Annotated in this window: 19 protein-coding genes; 10 read left to right on the plus strand and 9 right to left on the minus strand. The window is 61.7% G+C overall.

Annotated elements, in window-relative coordinates; genetic code table 11:
- Positions 1–41: 41 nt before the first annotated feature.
- The 4 genes from K3767_RS03005 to K3767_RS03020 are packed head-to-tail and all read left to right on the plus strand — an operon-like array spanning position 42 to position 4,658.
- A complete protein-coding gene (locus K3767_RS03005) occupies positions 42–647 on the plus strand; it encodes a TetR/AcrR family transcriptional regulator (protein WP_221172081.1) in 606 nt (201 codons plus the stop codon).
- The gene (locus tag K3767_RS03010; protein WP_221172082.1) at positions 640–1,776 is read left to right on the plus strand and encodes an HlyD family secretion protein; all 1,137 of its coding nucleotides are present in this window, start codon (positions 640–642) and stop codon (positions 1,774–1,776) included. The genes K3767_RS03005 and K3767_RS03010 overlap by 8 nt, the downstream gene beginning before the upstream one ends.
- A complete protein-coding gene (locus tag K3767_RS03015) occupies positions 1,776–3,350 on the plus strand; it encodes a DHA2 family efflux MFS transporter permease subunit (RefSeq protein ID WP_221172083.1) in 1,575 nt (524 codons plus the stop codon). The genes K3767_RS03010 and K3767_RS03015 overlap by 1 nt, the downstream gene beginning before the upstream one ends.
- A 3-nt stretch (positions 3,351–3,353) precedes the next feature.
- Positions 3,354–4,658, plus strand: a complete 1,305-nt coding sequence (locus K3767_RS03020; RefSeq protein WP_221172084.1) for a TolC family protein — start codon at positions 3,354–3,356, stop codon at positions 4,656–4,658.
- Here the strand turns inward: K3767_RS03020 and queF are convergent.
- Genes queF through K3767_RS03035 form a run of 3 tightly spaced genes read right to left on the minus strand, consistent with a single transcriptional unit; the run spans position 4,628 to position 5,684 of the window.
- The gene (gene queF, locus K3767_RS03025; protein ID WP_221172085.1) at positions 4,628–5,029 is read right to left on the minus strand and encodes a preQ(1) synthase; all 402 of its coding nucleotides are present in this window, start codon (positions 5,027–5,029) and stop codon (positions 4,628–4,630) included. The two genes, K3767_RS03020 and queF, sit on opposite strands and share 31 nt — an antisense overlap.
- A gap of 8 nt (positions 5,030–5,037) precedes the next feature.
- On the minus strand, positions 5,038–5,376 hold the full coding sequence (locus K3767_RS03030) for a hypothetical protein (RefSeq protein WP_221172086.1): 339 nt from the start codon (positions 5,374–5,376) through the stop codon (positions 5,038–5,040).
- Positions 5,367–5,684 (minus strand): hypothetical protein, encoded by a 318-nt coding sequence (locus K3767_RS03035; RefSeq protein ID WP_221172087.1) that lies wholly within the window; start codon positions 5,682–5,684, stop codon positions 5,367–5,369. Before K3767_RS03035 ends, K3767_RS03030 begins: the two co-directional genes overlap by 10 nt.
- 165 nt (positions 5,685–5,849) lie before the next feature.
- Here K3767_RS03035 and K3767_RS03040 point away from each other — a divergent pair, with 165 nt between their 5' ends.
- From K3767_RS03040 to folE2, 6 genes are read left to right on the plus strand one after another with little or no spacing between them, the layout of a single operon-like run.
- A complete protein-coding gene (locus tag K3767_RS03040; protein ID WP_221172088.1) occupies positions 5,850–6,569 on the plus strand; it encodes a lipoprotein in 720 nt (239 codons plus the stop codon).
- Between the two features lie 13 nt (positions 6,570–6,582).
- The gene (gene lysA, locus K3767_RS03045) at positions 6,583–7,863 is read left to right on the plus strand and encodes a diaminopimelate decarboxylase (RefSeq protein WP_221172089.1); all 1,281 of its coding nucleotides are present in this window, start codon (positions 6,583–6,585) and stop codon (positions 7,861–7,863) included.
- Positions 7,864–7,881: 18 nt separating this feature from the next.
- Positions 7,882–9,615: a phosphoribosylamine--glycine ligase gene (gene purD / locus K3767_RS03050; protein ID WP_221172090.1), complete on the plus strand. Its 1,734-nt coding sequence runs from the start codon at positions 7,882–7,884 to the stop codon at positions 9,613–9,615.
- Positions 9,612–10,229 (plus strand): L-threonylcarbamoyladenylate synthase, encoded by a 618-nt coding sequence (locus K3767_RS03055; RefSeq protein ID WP_221172091.1) that lies wholly within the window; start codon positions 9,612–9,614, stop codon positions 10,227–10,229. Before purD ends, K3767_RS03055 begins: the two co-directional genes overlap by 4 nt.
- Before the next feature lie 2 nt (positions 10,230–10,231).
- Entirely contained in the window at positions 10,232–10,987 is a 756-nt protein-coding gene (locus tag K3767_RS03060) for a P-loop NTPase (RefSeq protein ID WP_221172092.1), read from the plus strand.
- Positions 10,977–11,777, plus strand: a complete 801-nt coding sequence (folE2, locus tag K3767_RS03065) for a GTP cyclohydrolase FolE2 (protein WP_221172093.1) — start codon at positions 10,977–10,979, stop codon at positions 11,775–11,777. The genes K3767_RS03060 and folE2 overlap by 11 nt, the downstream gene beginning before the upstream one ends.
- Positions 11,778–11,799: 22 nt before the next feature.
- Here folE2 and K3767_RS03070 read toward each other — a convergent pair whose 3' ends face one another.
- The 6 genes from K3767_RS03070 to rplM are packed head-to-tail and all read right to left on the minus strand — an operon-like array spanning position 11,800 to position 16,971.
- Complete coding sequence (locus K3767_RS03070; protein ID WP_221172094.1) at positions 11,800–13,056, minus strand: HD domain-containing phosphohydrolase; 1,257 nt, start codon at positions 13,054–13,056, stop codon at positions 11,800–11,802.
- Between the two features lie 6 nt (positions 13,057–13,062).
- Positions 13,063–14,259 carry a pyridoxal phosphate-dependent aminotransferase gene (locus K3767_RS03075; RefSeq protein WP_221172095.1) on the minus strand — a complete coding sequence of 399 codons (1,197 nt, stop codon included), beginning with the start codon at positions 14,257–14,259 and terminating at the stop codon, positions 13,063–13,065.
- A complete protein-coding gene (gene truA / locus K3767_RS03080) occupies positions 14,256–15,047 on the minus strand; it encodes a tRNA pseudouridine(38-40) synthase TruA (RefSeq protein WP_221172096.1) in 792 nt (263 codons plus the stop codon). The genes K3767_RS03075 and truA overlap by 4 nt, the downstream gene beginning before the upstream one ends.
- Before the next feature lie 3 nt (positions 15,048–15,050).
- The gene (gene argC, locus K3767_RS03085) at positions 15,051–16,091 is read right to left on the minus strand and encodes an N-acetyl-gamma-glutamyl-phosphate reductase (protein ID WP_255592177.1); all 1,041 of its coding nucleotides are present in this window, start codon (positions 16,089–16,091) and stop codon (positions 15,051–15,053) included.
- Positions 16,092–16,112: 21 nt separating this feature from the next.
- A complete protein-coding gene (gene rpsI, locus K3767_RS03090) occupies positions 16,113–16,514 on the minus strand; it encodes a 30S ribosomal protein S9 (protein WP_221172097.1) in 402 nt (133 codons plus the stop codon).
- Positions 16,515–16,527: 13 nt separating this feature from the next.
- Positions 16,528–16,971, minus strand: coding sequence for a 50S ribosomal protein L13 (gene rplM, locus K3767_RS03095; RefSeq protein ID WP_221172098.1), 444 nt, complete (start codon positions 16,969–16,971; stop codon positions 16,528–16,530).
- Positions 16,972–17,050 lie beyond the last annotated feature (79 nt).

The raw sequence follows: 17,050 nt of genomic DNA on the forward strand, positions 1-17,050 counted from the left end.
GGCCTTGACTCCGGATTTTTGTTTGAATTAAAATTCAACTTATGAACACCCGTTCAAAAAGAAAAATCTGGCGCGAGGAGGTTAAAAGGGAGATCCTTGCGGCTGCGCTTTCGGTCTTCTCGGAAAGGGGCTTTCATCGAGCCAAAATGACTGAAATTGCCGAAAGGGCCGGAGTGGCGGTGGGGACCCTTTATCAGTATTTCCCGAGCAAAAAGGCCCTTTACGAAACCCTTCTTTTTGAGGCCGCCTCAAGGATACACGAAAGGGTAATAAAGGTTCTTTCCCGGGAGGGCCCTCCGGAGGAAATTTTAATGAAGTTCCTGGAAGTAAAGCTGGAGACCCTTCGCGAAAACGAAACTCTGCTCAAGCTTCACCTTCGGGAACTCTGGGAGGCGAGATTCCGCGGGGTGCATACGGAAAAGATCCGGGCCCTTTTTGAGGACTATCTGGAAAGACTGGCCGGAATACTCAAAAAGTTACCCTCTCCTCTTTCCAAGAATCCTAGATTTTATGCCGCTTTAGTGGACGGAGTGATCGCCACCGCGGTGGTGGAGGCCCTGGAGGGAAGAATCCCTTTCCCCGGCCCGAAGGATCTGTGGGAAGTTCTCAGTCAGGCCCTTATCCCCGGGGAGAGAGCCCATGAATAGCAAACACCGGAGACTGGCGTTATTTATCCTTCTCGCCATTTTTCTTGCCCTCCTGGTCTTCCTGGCCAGGTTCCTCTGGCATCGTCACCTCTACGCCGTAACCAACGCCGTTTTCGTGGAGACCGACGCCCTGGTGTTTACCTCCTTCGATCAGGTGAACGGACGGATCGTAAAACTTTACCGCCGGGAGGGGGACAGGGTGCGGAAGGGCGAGCCGCTGGCCGAGATCGACAACTCCACCTATGCCCTGCGGGTAAGGGAGCTTGAGGCCGGCCTTTCGGCGTTGAGGGAGCGGGCGCGGGCCCTTTCCATCGAGATAAAGAGACTCCGTAGGGAGATCACCCTCCGGGAGGCCCGGGCGGAAAACGAAATCCGGAGGATCGAGGCCGAAAGAAGGGCCCTGATAGGCGAACGGAAAGCCCTGCGGGAGGAACTGGCCCAGGCCGAACGGGATTTCCGGAGATTTTCCAGACTCTACCGGGAGAATCTAATTCCCCGTCACCGGCTGGAGGAAGCGGAGTTGCGTTTTCGAACCCTGCGGGCCAGGGAGGAGGCGCTTTCGGCCCGGGTGGAGTCCCTTTCCGCGGCCCTTGAGGCCGCCCGGAAGGAAAAACGCCTGGTGCAGAACAGCCGCAAACTCGTGCGGGAGAAAGAAAAGGAGCTCTCGGCTCTCAGGGCCCGGATCGAGGCCCGCGAACAGGCCCTCGCCGAGGCCCGTCTTCTCCTGGCCCGCTGCCGGCTCACCAGTCCGGTTTCCGGCTACATCGCCAAGCGCTTCCACGCCGAAGGCGATGTGGTGGGCCCCGGAGAACCGGTTTACGCGGTGGTGGATTTTTCTAAACTGTATGTCCTGGTTCTTCTTGAGGAAACCAAGCTTCGGGGCGTAAAACCCGGCTGTGAGGCCAGAATAAAAATAGACGCCTACCCCGACCGGGTGTACCGGGGGGTGGTAACGGCCGTTCTTCCGGCCACCGCCGCCAAATTCGCCCTGGTGCCCCGGGACATCTCCGCGGGAGAGTTTACCAAGGTGGCCCAGAGGGTTCCGGTCAAGATCCGAATCACCCAGGGAGATCTCTCCCTCCTTCGGGTGGGACTCGGGGGAGAGGTGGAGATCCGCAGGAAGTTCTGATGGCCGAGGCCCCGGTCTCCCAGAGCTTCTACTATCCCGTCTCCCGCTTCGACCGGGCGCTGATCACCTTCATCGTCATGATCGGTTTTTTTATGGCCATTCTGGATACCACCATCGTGGACATCGTGGTGCCCAAGATGATGGGTCCGCTTTCCACGGACCTTTACGGCATCCAGTGGGTGGTCACCGCCTACATGACCGCGGCCGCGGCCGGTCTCATCTTCGTGGTCTCGCTCGCCCCGAAGATCGGCTACGCCTGGACCTTTCTCTCCGGGCTCACCCTCTTCACCTTTTCCTCGGCCATGTGCGGAATGAGCGGAAGCCTCCCCTCCATGGTCTTCTGGCGGGTTTGTCAGGGGCTGGGGGAGGCCTTCATCGCCGCCTCCGCCCAGACCATACTCCTTGCGGTCTATCCCCCGGAGCGGCAAGGGCTCGCCATGGGCATCTTCGGGCTGGGGGTAAGCTTCGCCCCGGCCCTGGGGCCGACCCTGGGAGGTTTCCTCACCGATCACCTCTCCTGGCGCTGGGTCTTCTACATCAACCTCCCGGTGGGTCTCCTGAACCTCACCGCCGGGCTATTCTTCCTTCCCCGGGACCTGGGACGCACCGGACGCTTCGAATTCAACCTGAGAAGCTACCTCTTCCTGACCTCCTTCACGGTTTCCCTCCTGGTTCTCCTCTCCAAGGGACAGCAGCTCGGCTGGTTCCAGTCCCGCACCATAGGGCTCCTTGCCTTCGTGTCGGCTCTCTCGCTGACCGCCTATCTGGCCAGCGAGCTCCTCTCCCGCCGCCCGCTTCTCGACCTCTCCATCTACCTGATCCCCACCTTCGGGCTCACCATGGCCTATCACTTTTTCGTACTGGGATTCTCCATGTATCAGGTCTTCTACCTCCTTCCGCTTTACTACGAGAACCTGAAGGGCCTCACCACCTTTCAGGCCGGAGTCCACATGCTGGCCTTTGCCAGTTTCATCGGTCTTTTTTCCGTTATCTCGGGGAGCCTTAGCGATCGGGTGCGTCCTCAGTACATCCTGGTGGTCAGTTTTCTGCTCTATTCCGTGGCCTCCCTCTTTCTCCTTCCCCGGCTCAATTACTACACCCCCGCCCTCACCGCGGCCCTTTACACCATCCCCGTGGGCATGGCCATCGGGACCTTTTTCCCGCCGCTTACCCGGATCACCCTTTCCGGGCTCGGTCCCCGCACCGGCCTGGGGGTGGTGCTTCTCCACTACCAGAGGTTCATCGGGGGCTCCTTCGGCACCGCCATCGCCACCAACACCCTCACCTACCGCACCGACTTCCACTTTCAGGAGATGACCGCCCTCCAAAACCCCGTGCTGGTGAAAAAAATGCTGGCGAAGGGACGGCACTTTCTGGACCTTTTTTTCCCCTCCTCCACGGCCCTACACAAGGCCAAGGCCCTTCTTTTCAAGGTGGAGACCCTTTACGCCGCAAGTTACGCCTTTCAGGACACCTTCCGCCGCACCTACTACTGGGCCCTCCTGGGAGCGTTCTTCCTCTTCCTCCTCTTTTTACGGGAATGGCACCACAAATGGGTCCTGAGGAGGAGGTAAAAAATGAGGCGGATCTGGTGGATTTTTTTCGTTCTTATTCTTTCAAGTCCCGGTTTTTCGGCCGGGGACCGGGTTTTCACCCTTGAGGAATGTCTGAGGCTTGCTCTTTCCCGGTATCCGGCCTTAAAGGCCGCTCTGGCCCGGAAGCGGGCCGCAGAGGAGAGGGAAAGGGCCGCTTTTCGGGAACACCTCCCGAAACTCTACGCCGGTTACGAATATCGCCGTTATCGGGATCAGGAGACCTTCAAGACCCCCTTCGGGACCTATCCCCTCAGGGGACGGGAGGAGGCCTTTTTTGCCGTAACGGTAAAGCTTCCCGTGTTTCACGGGCTGGCCATCTCCACCCGGCACGCTCTCCGCAGGCTTGCGATTAAAGTCTCCGAGGTGGAGGAGGCCCGGGTAAGACAGGAGCTCATCTTCCGGGTAAAAGAGGCCTACTTCCGTCTGGTTCAGGCGGAACGCGAGATCGAGCTTGCCCGCAAATCCCTCGAAAGACGCAGGGCTCACCTCAGGGATGTTCGGGGATTCTTCCGGGAGGGGTTGGTGGCGGAAAATCAGGTCCTTCAGGCCGAGGCCGAGACCCGGGAGGCCGAGTATCGACTCCTTTCGGCCGAAAACCGGTTAAAGGTGGCCCGGGCCCGTTTGAATATGTTGCTTCAGCGGCCCCTCACCGCTCCACTGAGGGTGGAGCCCCGGTTTCCCGGGAGACCCGTCAGGGAATCCTACGAGAAGCTGCTCAGGCTGGCTCTCCGGAATCGGCCGGAGGTCAAGGCGGCGCTTCTGGCCGTAAGATCCAAGCGGGAGGAGCTCAAGCTGGTCCGGAGCCGTTACTTCCCCTGGGTGGATCTGGAGGCGCAGTACTACAAACGGGGGGATACCCTGGACCTTTCGGAAAACCCTTACGGAGATCGGGAAAACGCCTGGGTGGGTCTTTCCCTGAACTGGGAGTTGTGGGACTGGGGGATCCGGGGCAGGGAGATGGCGGCGGTCCGGGCCGAGATCCTGGCTCGCAGAGAGGCGCTGCGGGAGATAGAGGATCGGGTGCGGCTCGAGGTGCGGGAGGCCTATCTGGATCTGGAAGCCGCCCGGAAGAAGGTGAGCGTAGCCCGGGCGGCCCTTTCCGCGGCCCGGGAGAACTTTCGACTGGTAAAGGCCCGTTTCCGGGAGGGACTCGCGGACACCACCGATGTGATTGACGCCGAAACCCTGCTTACCCGGGCCCGGTCCGAGGAGATCGCCGCCCGGGCCGACTTCGAGATCGCCCGGGCCCGCCTGGCCTACGCCGTGGGGCTGACGGAGCTTCCCTGACGGCGTTCCACGGTGATCACGGTGTGCACATTGCCCCTGGGATTAAAGTCCCCCACCACGCGAAGCTCCCTGGGCTCGAGAAGTTTCCAGAGAGCGTCGAAGATCTCGTTGGTGGCGGCCTCGTGCGAGATGTAACGCCCCCGGAACTTGTTCAGCCAGAGCTTAAGGGAGCGGAGCTCCACGATTTTTTTATCCGGTATGTAGGAAATCTTGATGGTGGCGAAGTCCGGATAGCCCGAACGAGGGCACAGACAGGTAAACTCCGGAAAGGTGATGTCTATACGATAGTCCCGGTCGGGATAGGGATTGGGCCAGGCCTCAAGCTCGGCCTCCTCAATAGCCCTCTCGCCGTAGCGTTTTTCCTCGTTCATGGTCCACTTTAAGCAAATAATTTCTCTAAAACTTCTTTTATAATCTCACAGATCTCTTTTACACTCAAGGGCTCGATTTTCTTGTGCTCTTCAGGATTTTCAAGAGGATGCTCATGCCATCCTCTCATATTGTCGAAATCTACCCCCCAAACCCTTACTTCATTTTTAATCAATGCAAAACATCTTGTTTTTGTTTGAGAATTGTAGTAAATCTGCAGAAAATAGTTTTCTTTAAAAGTAATTCTTGCTTTTAATATGAAAACTTCAGTTTTTAAATCAATATCTTTTACATAAGGAAGCTCCACGACACACTCAATAAGCTCATTTGCAAGACTGATTACATCCATGAATTTTTAATCTCCATATAGTATTTCTTGAGACTTTCTGCTTCTTCCCACTCCCAGAAATCTTTTTCTACTTCATAACTGTACTCTGACTTGGTCTTTTTTCTGAAGCTTTCGAAATCCATGCCCCATTTTTCTTCAAAATATTTGATGGTTTCGTTCAGGTATTTTAGTTTCAAGTCAATGTAGTCGCGAAATATCTTGCTGAAAGCAGCTTCAATATCCGCAGTCTTTGTAGTTTCTATCAAAAATTTGCACAGCCTGGGAGATATAGTTAGCATTTTTTGCCTCCGCTCTTCAAAAATTCTCATCAATTTTAATTTCCGGTAAAGTTTAAATATACACTACAAACGATATATGGGGGAGGGTGCGGCCCTCCCGTTCCTGATTCCCGGCCATCCGTGGGGACGGGCCCGGATTTCCGGGCAAGTCCGGCTTCCCTCAAAAAATTTTTAAGTTTGTGCTATAGAAAGGACATGAAACGGTGGGTCGGGTTGTTGATTCTGATAATTCTCGTCTCCTGCGGGCGCAAGGGGCCTCCGCTTCCTCCGGAGGCGGTCCGTCCGGAGGTTCCCCGGGATTTCAGGCTCACCCTTCATCCCCTTTTTGCGGAGCTTTCGGTAAGGGTTCCGGTGGAGGACATCCGGGGAGAGGCCCTTCGCCGAATTAAGGCCTTTGAGATAGAGAGGGTGATGCGGCGTCCGGGGGGGGAGGGACCGGAACTCCGGAAGGTTTTACGGGTCCCCTTCGGGGGCTCCCCGGCCCGGAGCCCCCGATTTTACTGGCGGGATCGGGATCTACATCCGGGATGGTGCTATCGCTACCGCGTGCGGGCGGTAAAGGGATGGCGATCGGTAAGCCCCTGGACCCCGGCCCGGAAATTCTGCTGGTCCACCCCGCCCCGCACGCCGGAGGGCTTCGAGGTCCACCGGATTCTTCCTCACACCGTCTTTCTTTCCTGGTGGCCCTCCCGCACGGATCTCCACGGTCTCCCCCTCCCCGGGCCGGTGCTTTACCGGATACGGCGCCGCTCCGCCGGAGAAGAGATCACCTTCCCGCCCCTCCGGGCCACCTCCTTTTTCGATTCCTCGGCCCGGGCGGGAACCCGGTATTGCTACTCCGTGGAGCCTCTTTTATCATACTACGGCACCCTGGTTCCGGGGTTCCGGACGCCGGAAATCTGCATTATCCCCTGAGCGAGGAGGGCTTATGCACCATTTCGTTTATCGGCAAGGGGAGCTTTTCGCCGAAGAGGTGCCGGTGAGCCGGATCGCCGAGGAGGTGGGTACGCCGGTCTACATCTACTCCGCCGCCACCCTCAGGCGCCACTATCGCGTCTTCGACGAGGCCTTCTCCGACCTGCCGCATCTGGTCTGCTATTCGGTCAAGGCCAATTCCAATCTGGCGGTCCTGAGGTTGCTCGCCCGGGAGGGTGCCGGGGCGGACATCGTCTCCGGAGGGGAACTCTTTCGGGCCCTCCGGGCCGGGATTCCCCCGGAAAGGATCGTTTTCTCCGGGGTGGGGAAGACCGAACGGGAAATGGAGGAGGCCCTCTCGGCCGGGATCCTCATGTTCAATGTGGAAAGCCTGGGGGAACTGGAGGCCCTCTCCCGGGTGGCCCGCCGGCTCGGAAGACCCGCCCCCTTCAGCATCCGGGTAAATCCGGATGTGGATCCCCGCACCCACCCCTACATTTCCACCGGGCTCAAGAAGAACAAGTTCGGACTGCCCGAGGAGGTGGCCTATCGGGCCTACCTCCGGGCGAAGGAGGACCCCTATCTCCGTCCGGTGGGGGTGGACTGCCACATAGGTTCCCAGCTCACGGAGCTTTCCCCCTTCGTGGAGGCCCTGAGGAGGCTTAAAGGGCTCTACCTGCGTCTTCGGGAGGAGGGCTTTGAGGAACTCCGGTATCTGGATCTCGGAGGGGGGCTCGGCATTGTTTACGGGGAGGAGGAGCCTCCGCCCCCGGCGGCCTACGCCGAGGCCATTAAGCGCGAGTTCCGGGATCTGGACGCCGTTCTCGTTCTTGAGCCCGGACGGGTGATCGCCGGAAACGCCGGCATCCTGGTGACCCGCGTGCTCTATGTAAAGACCAACCCGCCCTCGGGGGAATCCTCCGAGGGGCGCACCTTCGTGATCGTGGACGCCGGCATGAACGACCTCATCCGTCCCACCCTTTACCAGGCCTACCACCGGATCTCGCCGGTGAGGGAAAGGCCCGGAATCGAGAGTATCAGGGCCGATGTGGTGGGCCCCATCTGTGAGAGCGGGGATTTCCTGGCCCGGGAGAGGCGTTTGCCCCCGGTATCCCCTGGGGATCTCCTGTGTGTCTTCAGTGCCGGGGCCTACGGCTTCGTGATGGCCTCCAACTACAACTCCCGTCCCCGGGCCGCGGAGGTCCTGGTGGACGGAGAACGCTATTTCGTGGTAAGGAAAAGGGAGGACTATGAGGACCTGGTGCGCCTGGAAGAAATCCCCGACGAACTTTAGGTATGCAGGAGGGAGACCATGAGGATCCTGGTAATAGGAGGGGGCGGTCGCGAGCACGCCCTTTGCTGGAAGCTGGCTCAGAGTCCGCGGGTGGAGAGGGTTTACTGCGCTCCGGGCAACGCCGGTATAGCCATGGAGGAGAAGTGTGAGTGCGTATCCATTGACCCCTTCGATTTCGAGGCTCTGGCCCGGTTTGCCGAGGAAAAGGGGGTGGCTTTCACGGTGGTGGGTCCCGAGGACCCCCTGGCCCGGGGCGTTGCGGATTATTTCGAGGAACGGGGGCTTCGGGTTTTCGGGCCCTCGGCGGCCGCGGCCCGGATCGAGGCCAGCAAGGTCTTCACCAAGGAGTTGCTGGCCCGGCACGGAATTCCCACCGCGTCCTTTGAGGTCTTCGACGATCCCGGAGCCGCCAGGCGTTACATAGAAAAGAAAGGGGCTCCCATCGTGGTCAAGGCCGACGGACTGGCCGCGGGCAAAGGAGTGGTCGTGGCCCGCACGGTGGAGGAGGCCCTCTCCGCCGTGGATCGGATCATGGTGGAAAAGGTCTTCGGGGAGGCCGGAAACCGCGTGATCATCGAGGAGTGTCTCACCGGCGAGGAGGCCTCCTTCATGGTCATCACCGACGGCGAGACCGTGCTTCCTCTCCCCACCTCCCAGGATCACAAACCCCTTCTCGACGGAGATCGGGGGCCGAACACCGGGGGCATGGGAGCCTATTCTCCGGCTCCGGTGGTCACCCCGGAGCTCGCGGAGGAGATCCTGGAGACCATCATGAAGCCCACCATTCGGGCCCTGGCCAGGGAGGGACTTCCCTACCGGGGGGTCCTTTACGGAGGGTTAATGATAAGTAACGGGCGGCCCTATGTGCTCGAGTTCAACTGTCGCTTCGGCGACCCGGAGGCCCAGCCGGTCCTCATGCGACTTGAGACCGATCTCGTGGAACTCATCGAGGCCGCCTTTGAGGGAAGGCTTGCGGAGGTGGAGGTGCGGGAGAGGCCCGAGGCCGCGGTCTGCGTGGTGCTGGCCTCCGGAGGTTATCCCGGAAAGTACGAAAAGGGGAAGGAGATCCGGGGGATCTCCGAGGCGGAGGCCCTTCCCGGGGTCAAGGTCTTTCACGCCGGAACCGCCCTTCGCGACGGCCGGCTCGTTACCGCCGGCGGAAGGGTACTGGGGGTGACGGCCCTCGGACCGGACATTCCCTCGGCCATCCGCCGGGCCTACGAGGCCGTGGAGAAGATCCGCTTCGAGAACATGCACTATCGCCGGGACATCGGGGCCAAGGCCTTAAAACACCTCCGTCAACCCCTGGTGGGGATCCTGGTGGGTAGCAAGAGCGATCTTCCCCAGGTGGAGGCCGCGGAGAGGGTCCTGCGGGAGTTCGGGATCCCCTACGAGGTGGAGGTGGCTTCGGCGCATCGGCAGCCGGATAGGGTGAGACGGTATGCGGAGGAAGCCGAGAAACGAGGGCTCAGGGTGATCATCGCCGGGGCGGGGCTTGCGGCCCATCTGCCGGGGGTCATAGCGGCCCACACCACCCTCCCGGTGATAGGGGTTCCGGTTCCGGCCGGGCCGCTGAAGGGTATGGACGCCCTGCTTTCCATCGTGCAGATGCCCCGGGGGGTGCCGGTGGCCGCGGTGGGCATCGGCAACATGGCCAACGCCGCCCTTCTCGCCGTGGAGATCCTGGCCGTTGCCGATCCGGATCTCCGGGAGAGGCTCAGAAGGTATCGGGAAAGGCTCGCTCAGGGATGAGGATCCTCCGGGCCGAAGAGGAAGAGGCCTTAAGCGAGGCCCTCCGGGTGCTTTCGGAGGGCGGGGTGGTGGCCCTTCCCACGGAGACCTTTTACGGTCTTGCGGTGGATCCCTTTTCGGAGCTTGCGGTGAAACGCCTTTACGAGGTCAAGCGGCGCCGGCGGGACAAGCCCGTGCTCCTACTTGTCGGGGATGCCGGCGAGGTGGAAAGGTTTGCGGCCGAGGTCCCGGAGGCGGCCAGGGAGTTGATGGCCAGGTTCTGGCCGGGTCCCCTCACGCTGGTCTTTCGGGCCCGGCCGGAGGTGCCTCCTTGGGTGACCGCGGAGACCGGCACCGTGGCCCTCAGGGTCTCCTCGCATCCCCTGGCCCGGGAGATACCCCGTCTTTTCGGGACCGCCGTCACCGGAACCAGCGCCAACCTTTCCGAGGAACCCCCGGCCCGCACCGCCGAGGAGGTGGCCCATTACTTCCCGGACATAGATCTCGTGCTCGACGGCGGCCCCACTCCGGGACGAAAACCCTCCACCCTGGTCTCGGTGGTCTCCGGCAAACCCGAGCTCCTGCGACCGGGCGAGATCCCCTGGGAAACCATTGAAAAGGTGTTAGAATCTTAACCATGAAGATCGCCTTTTGTGGCAAGGGCGGGGTGGGCAAAAGCACGATTGCGGCCCTGTTGTGTGCGGGGCTGCGGGAGGAGGGTTATCAGGTCCTGGCCATCGACGCCGATCCCAGCCCGCACCTGGGTCGGCTCCTGGGTTTTGAGGATTCGGAGAAGCTGACCCCCCTTTCCGAGATGCGGGATCTTCTGGCCGAGCGGGCCCAGAAGCAGGGCCCCTATTACACCCTGAATCCCCGCATCGAAGACCTCCCCGAAAGGTTCATGCTCACCCGGGACGGGCTTCGACTCATGGTGCTGGGGGCCATTAGGGAGGCCGGTGGGGGCTGTGCCTGCCCGGAACAGACCGTCCTGCGCCGTCTTCTCTCTCACCTGATCCTTACCGCCCGGGAGGCCGTGGTGGTGGACATGGAGGCCGGGGTGGAACACTTCGGCCGGGCCACGGTGGTGCCCATGGACTTCATCCTGGTGGTCACCCAGCCCTACCGGGGAAGCCTCGAGACCGCAAGACAGATCCTGCGCCTGGCCCGGGAGCTCAGGATGGAACGGGTTTTCGTGGTGGGGAATGCCGTGCGCAACGAGGAGGACGAGGCCTTCATCGCCGAAAGCCTCGGGGTGAAGCCGGTAATTTCCTTTCCCGAGGACGAAGAAGTCCTGCGGGCCGAAAGACAGGGGCGCAGTCTTCTCGAGGTGAGGGGGCCGTGCCGGGAGAGGGCCCGCGAACTGGTGAGATACCTCAAGACTCATGGAGCTTAAGGACATCCAGAGTCTTTACGACCCCCGCGAGATCCCCATCGACAAGGTAGGTATCAAGGGGATCCGCTATCCGGTTTCGGTGCTGGACCGACGCCGCGGGGTTCAGCACACCGTGGCCGAGGTCAACATGTTCGTGGATCTGCCCCGGGAGTTCAAGGGCACCCACATGAGCCGTTTCATCGAGGTTCTCAACGAATTCCGGGAGGAGATTCACATCAAAAACATTCCCTTTATCCTGGAGCGCATGCGGGAGAAGCTTTCCGCCCGGGCCGCCCATCTGGAGATCTCCTTCCCCTACTTTCTCAAGAAGGAGGCCCCGGTCACCGGCTCCCCCTCCCTCATGGAGTATCAGTGTCTTATCGCCGGGGCCAAGACGGAGGATCGGCTGGACATCGTTCTGGGGGTGAAGGTGCCGGTGATGACGGTGTGCCCCTGCTCCCAGGCCATAAGCGAGATCGGGGCCCACAATCAGAGGGGAGAGGTGACCCTCCGCGTGCGTTTTCGGCGCTTCGTGTGGATCGAGGACCTCATCGAGATCGTGGAGGAGTCGGCCTCAAGTCCGGTCTATCCCCTCCTCAAGAGGCCGGACGAGAAGCATGTCACCGAGACCGCCCATCGCCGTCCCCGGTTCGTGGAGGATGTAGTGCGGGAGGTGGCACGGCGACTGCTGGAGCACCCCGAGATTACCTGGTTCGCGGTCTCGGCGGAGAACTTCGAATCCATCCACGCCCACAACGCCTACGCCTACATCGAGAGACACCGCGGGACCATACGCATACAGGCTGAATAAGCCTTTCAGCTTCTTCGGTGGCTCAACTCGGGGGGATATAGCCCCAGATTTCAAAACGCTCAAGACGGGTTCGGCGTACCTCGCGAATCAATTCCCGCACATGATCCAGGTTTTCCGATACCAGGGCGGTCAGTTCCGGATCGAGGGCGTGGCCGGAGAGCTTCTGGAGTACCTTTCGGGCCTCTCGGAGGGACATACCGGCACGGTATGGACGATCCTCGAGAATGGCCGTGGTCACATCCGCCACCGCCATAACCCGGGCCCCCAGGGAGAGGTCTCCGGCGGAGAGCCTTGCCGGATAACCCCTGCCGTCGAGCCTCTCGTGATGGGAGGAGGCCCAGGCGTTGATGGTCTCGAAGTGGGGAATCCTCTCCAGGATACGGTAGGTGATGAAGGGATGGGCCTTCATCACGGCCCACTCCTCCTCGGTAAGGCGCCCGGGCTTGTTGAGGATGCTATCCGGTACGGCGAGCTTTCCCAGATCGTGAAGATAACCGGCCACCCGCAGCGAACTCAAAAGATAGGGGGAAAACCCCAGGGCCTCGCCCAGCCAGGTGGCCACCTCCGCCACCCCGGCGGAGTGGACCCGGGTGAAGGGACTCTTCAGGTCCACCACCAGGGAAAACAGGGCCGCCAGGGACTCCATCTCCCCGCAGGGAAGGTAGGTGGAGTGCTCCACCTGGAAGACGAGCTCGGTCTCTTTTTCGAACCGCTCCAGGCGGAGCCAGAAAAGCTCGGCCTCGGACACCCTGCGCAGGGCCTCGAGGACCTCCGGGGCGAACCGGGCTGATAGAGTTCTGACCTCCCCCGTAATCTCCGAAGTGTGAAGTAACAAAGGGGACCTTCCTCGCAGTCTGGTCTCCAGGGTGTCGGCCAGGTGGAGGATATTCCCCCCGAGGGCCACCCACGGATCCTCCACTTCGTCTCGAAGCGTCTCCCAGGGGGTGTGGTGGTGGAGGATGAACTCCGCGGCCCGACGCAGGTAGGGGAATTCCCGCAGCATGAGGTAGCCGATCCGGGTGTGTTTTTCCAGGATCCGGGAATCCTCCTCCAGGGCCCGGGTGCGCTCCTCCGCGGTGAAAAGACCTATGTCGTGGAGGGCCCCGGCCACCACCAGGGACTCAAGCTCTCTTCCCCGGAAGCCCAGCTCCCGCCCCACCATGCGGGAGATGTAGGAGACCCGCAGCTGGTGGTTCACCAGGTGAGGGTCCGCACTGTCCAGGGCCTCGGAAAGGGCGAAGACCACGCTCTCGAGGGGGATGAGGGGATAGTTGGGCATAGTCGTTCACTCCAGACGCGCCAGCGCCCTCTTCAGGCGTTCCGCGGCCTCGGCCAGGGTCTCCATCCCCTGGGCGAACGAAAGCCTGAGGAACCGGTCGTCGCCGAAGGCCACTCCCGGCACCGTGGCCACCCGGCCCTCCTCCAGCAGGTATTCGGCCAGGCTCACGGAATCCCGAATTTCCCCGCCGATCGGGGACCTCCGGCCATAAAACACGGAAAAATCCGCAAAAAGATAAAAGGTCCCCTGAGGGCGCACGGATTTCACCCCCGGAATCTCTGAAAGGGCCCGGTGGAGGAAGGCGGCCCTTTCGGCGAAGGCCCGCTTCATCTCCTCCACGCAGTCCTGCGGGCCGGTAAGCGCAGCCACCGCGGCCTTCTGGGCGAAGGCCGTGGCGTTGGAGGTGCTCTGTCCCTGGAGCTTGGCCGCAGCCCGGATGACCTCCTCCGGCCCCACCGCCCAGCCGATGCGCCAGCCGGTCATGGCGTAGGCCTTGGAAACCCCGTTGACCAGGATGACCCTTTCCCGGAGGTCCGGAGCCACGGAGAGGATGTTCTCCGGGCCCTGACCGTCGAAACGCAAACGGTCGTATATGTCGTCGCTTATCACCCACAGGTCGTGGTTCCGGACTATCTCCGCCACCGCGGAAAGGAACTCGCGCGAGTACACGCAACCGGTGGGGTTTGAGGGGCTGTTCAGGATGATGCCCCGGGTGCGGGGGGAGATCCGGGTCCGGATCTCCTCGGGATCCGGCTCGAAGTTTCGCTCCGCCTCGGAGGGCACGATCACCGGCACCCCGCCGGCCAGTTCCACGATGGGAGGGTAGGACACCCAGTAAGGAGACAGAACGAGCACCTCGTCTCCCGGGTCGAGCAGGGCCTGGGCCAGGTTGAAAAGGGCCTGCTTGGCCCCGCAGGTGACGAGGACCTCCTCGGGCCGGTACGCGAATCCGTAGTCCTCCTTCAGGCGGAAGCAGACCGCCTCGCGCAGCTCCGGAAGCCCCACCGCGGGAAGATAGCGGGTAAATCCCTCGTCCAGGGCCCGCTTGGCCGCCTCCCTGATGTGGGGAGGGGTGTCAAAGTCGGGCTCCCCGGCGGAAAGGTTGATCACATCCACCCCCCGGGCCCTGAGGGCCTTGGCCTTGGCGTCCACGGCGAGCGTGGCCGAGGGTTTGAGCCGTCTGATCCTCTCCGAAAGCTTCATCGGCGCACTCCTCTGGGGGCATAATCCTTCGCTCTTCCCTTTTTACCGTAATAGACCTCCTTAAGGAAGAGCCCCTGCGGAGGAGCCGGAGGCGGGGCTACGGAGCGATCCCGGGCCTCGAGGATCCGCTGAAAGTCCTCGGGGGTAAGGCGGCCCCGACCCACCTCCACCAGGGCCCCCACGATGTTCCGCACCATGTAGCGCATAAACCCCCGCCCGGTGATCTCGAAACGGATCACATGCGCCATGCCCACGGCGCGTTTGAGCGTGGCCTCGTAAACCGTGCGTACCGTGCTCTTGAGGTCCGTCCCGGATTTTCGGAAACTGGCAAAGTCCTTCTCCCCGATGATGAGGGGAAGACAGGCCCGCATGGCCTCGAGATCCAGAGGCTCAGGTACCCACCAGGAGTAAAGCCTCAGGAGGGGATTGCGCACCGGGTGATTGTAGATCTGGTAGAAGTAGGTCTTGCGCAGGGCGTCGTGCTGAGCGTGAAAGCGGAAGTCCACCTCCTCCACCCGGATCACGGAGATGTCCCTGGGCAGAAGGGCGTTCAGGGCCCGGAAAAGGGTTTCGAGGTCCCTTTTGGAGGTGGTGTGAAAGTGGGCCACCTGCCCCAGGGCGTGTACGCCGGCGTCGGTGCGTCCGGCGGCCCGGAGCTTCACCCTGTGCCCCACGATCTGGCGCAGGGTGTCCTCCAGCACGCCCTGAATGGTGGGCCCCTGCTTCTGCCGTTGCCAGCCCAAATAGTTGGTCCCGTCGTAGGCGATGATGAGCTTAATGTTGCGCATCTCTTACGGGAAGACCGGGGCTCGCGGAAGGCCCAGGTCCTCGGGCCATCCCTGCACGAGGTTAAGGTTCTGCAGGGCCTGGCCGCTGGCTCCCTTGACCAGGTTGTCGATCACCGAAAGGAGGACGAGGCGCCCGGTGCGGTGATCCAGGCGGAGACCGATGCGACAGAGGTTGGTGCCCCGCACCTCGGCCACCCGGGGCACCCTCCCCGGCGGCAGGACCTCCACGAAGGGACTTTCCGCGTAAAAGTCCCGCAGGGCTTCGTGAATCTCCCCTTCACCGGTGCGGGGATACGCATATATCGTGGCGAAGATCCCCCGCTGCATGGGGGTGAGGTGAGGGGTAAAGAGCACGCGGACCTCGCTTCCGGCGGCCCGGGTTAGCTCGGCCTCCATCTCCGGGGTGTGTCGATGGGCGGCCACCCTGTAGGCCCGGAAGTCCTCGTTCACCTCACAGAAGGAGAGGGAGACCTCGGCCTTGCGGCCCGCTCCGGAGACCCCGCTCTTGGCGTCGATGAGGATGTCCCGGGGCTCCACCAGCCCCTCCCGCACAAGGGGCACCAGCGGCAAAAGCGCCGCGGTGGGATAACAGCCGGGATTGGCCACGAGACGGGCCCTCCGAATCTCCTCCCGGTGAATCTCCGAAAGACCGTAAACCGCCTCGGAAAGGAGCCCGGGGAAACGGTGCGGGGTCTCGTACCAGCGCTGATAGACCTCCGGATCCGGAATTCGAAAGTCCGCCGAAAGGTCAATGACCTTAATGCCCCGGGAAAGGAGCTCCGCCGCCATTTCCTGGGCCGTCCCGTGAGGCACGCACAGGAAGGCCACCTCGGCCTCCGCAGCCAGGTGATCCGGGTCCGGAGAAGTGATGCGCACCTCGTACGGAAGGGGAGAGAAGCCCCAGTATTCGGAGAGGGTCTTTCCGGCCTCACGGCGGGAGGTGGCCACCGTGACCCGAATCTCCGGGTGGCCGGCGGCAAGCCTCAGTAGTTCAAGCCCCGTATACCCCGTGGCCCCCACCACGGCCACCCGCACCACGGTCACCACCTCCGGGGAAAAGACGGGTTACCGCTTGGAGTACTGCTGCCCGCGACGGGCCCCGCGCAGACCGTACTTCTTCCGTTCCTTGACCCGGGCATCCCGGGTGAGCAGCCCCGCCTTCTTGAGCGGGGGACGAAAGTCGGGATGATACTCGAGGAGGGCCTTGGCAATGCCGTGACGGATGGCCTCGGCCTGGGCGTTTTTACCCCCGCCCTTGACCGTGCAGTAGACATCGAACTTGCCCTCGGTCCCGGTGAGCCGGAAGGGCTGCTCCACTATGTAACGGGCCACCAGGTGATCGTAAAAGTACTCGTCAAAGTCCTTCTTGTTCACGACGATGCGCCCGCTTCCCGGGGTGAGCCACACCCGGGCGATGGCGGTCTTTCTCTTTCCCGTGGCGTAATATCTCTCCTGGGATTCAGCCATGTTCGTTCACCTCCTAAAGGTCAAGCGGCCTGGGATTCTGGGCCTTATGGGGATGTTCGGGACCGGCATAGACCTTGAGTTTCCTGAGGAGCTTGCGCCCCAGCCGGTTCTTGGGAAGCATCCGCTTCACCGCCAGCCGGATTAGCTCCTCGGGTTTTTCCTGAAGCATCTGCCGGGCCGTGCGCAACTTAAGCCCGCCCATGTAGCCCGAGTGCCGCCAGTAGACCTTCTGATCCCACTTCTTTCCGGTGAGACGCACCTTGTCGGCGTTCACCACCACGATGAAGTCCCCCACATCCACATGAGGGGCGAAATAGGGACGATGTTTACCCCGGAGACGCTTGGCGATCTCCGAGGCCAGACGCCCGAGCACCTTTCCCGAGGCGTCCACCACATACCACTCGCGCTCGACCTCTTCCTTCCTGGGCATGGGTGTCTGCGGCGTAAAGATGTCCATCCTGTCAACCCCTTTCCCCGAAATTCCGGACCCTTAACTAAAAAACACTCCCCCCTTTTTGTCAAGAAGGAGCCTCTGG

It is taken from the genome of Thermosulfurimonas sp. F29, assembly GCF_019688735.1.
Classification (GTDB): domain Bacteria; phylum Desulfobacterota; class Thermodesulfobacteria; order Thermodesulfobacteriales; family Thermodesulfobacteriaceae; genus Thermosulfurimonas_A.

Bases quoted from the DNA above. Each gene is read 5' to 3' on its own strand.
- K3767_RS03005 (WP_221172081.1), top strand. From the start codon at position 42: ATGAACACCCGTTCAAAAAGAAAAATCTGGCGCGAGGAGGTTAAAAGG.
- K3767_RS03075 (WP_221172095.1), bottom strand. From the start codon at position 14,259: ATGAAGCTTTCGGAGAGGATCAGACGGCTCAAACCCTCGGCCACGCTC.
- purD (WP_221172090.1), top strand. From the start codon at position 7,882: ATGAGGATCCTGGTAATAGGAGGGGGCGGTCGCGAGCACGCCCTTTGC.
- folE2 (WP_221172093.1), top strand. From the start codon at position 10,977: ATGGAGCTTAAGGACATCCAGAGTCTTTACGACCCCCGCGAGATCCCC.
- K3767_RS03020 (WP_221172084.1), top strand. From the start codon at position 3,354: ATGAGGCGGATCTGGTGGATTTTTTTCGTTCTTATTCTTTCAAGTCCC.
- lysA (WP_221172089.1), top strand. From the start codon at position 6,583: ATGCACCATTTCGTTTATCGGCAAGGGGAGCTTTTCGCCGAAGAGGTG.
- queF (WP_221172085.1), bottom strand. From the start codon at position 5,029: ATGAACGAGGAAAAACGCTACGGCGAGAGGGCTATTGAGGAGGCCGAG.
- K3767_RS03055 (WP_221172091.1), top strand. From the start codon at position 9,612: ATGAGGATCCTCCGGGCCGAAGAGGAAGAGGCCTTAAGCGAGGCCCTC.
- rpsI (WP_221172097.1), bottom strand. From the start codon at position 16,514: ATGGCTGAATCCCAGGAGAGATATTACGCCACGGGAAAGAGAAAGACC.
- K3767_RS03030 (WP_221172086.1), bottom strand. From the start codon at position 5,376: ATGGATGTAATCAGTCTTGCAAATGAGCTTATTGAGTGTGTCGTGGAG.
- K3767_RS03010 (WP_221172082.1), top strand. From the start codon at position 640: ATGAATAGCAAACACCGGAGACTGGCGTTATTTATCCTTCTCGCCATT.
- K3767_RS03060 (WP_221172092.1), top strand. From the start codon at position 10,232: ATGAAGATCGCCTTTTGTGGCAAGGGCGGGGTGGGCAAAAGCACGATT.
- K3767_RS03070 (WP_221172094.1), bottom strand. From the start codon at position 13,056: ATGCCCAACTATCCCCTCATCCCCCTCGAGAGCGTGGTCTTCGCCCTT.
- K3767_RS03040 (WP_221172088.1), top strand. From the start codon at position 5,850: ATGAAACGGTGGGTCGGGTTGTTGATTCTGATAATTCTCGTCTCCTGC.
- K3767_RS03015 (WP_221172083.1), top strand. From the start codon at position 1,776: ATGGCCGAGGCCCCGGTCTCCCAGAGCTTCTACTATCCCGTCTCCCGC.
- rplM (WP_221172098.1), bottom strand. From the start codon at position 16,971: ATGGACATCTTTACGCCGCAGACACCCATGCCCAGGAAGGAAGAGGTC.
- truA (WP_221172096.1), bottom strand. From the start codon at position 15,047: ATGCGCAACATTAAGCTCATCATCGCCTACGACGGGACCAACTATTTG.
- K3767_RS03035 (WP_221172087.1), bottom strand. From the start codon at position 5,684: ATGAGAATTTTTGAAGAGCGGAGGCAAAAAATGCTAACTATATCTCCC.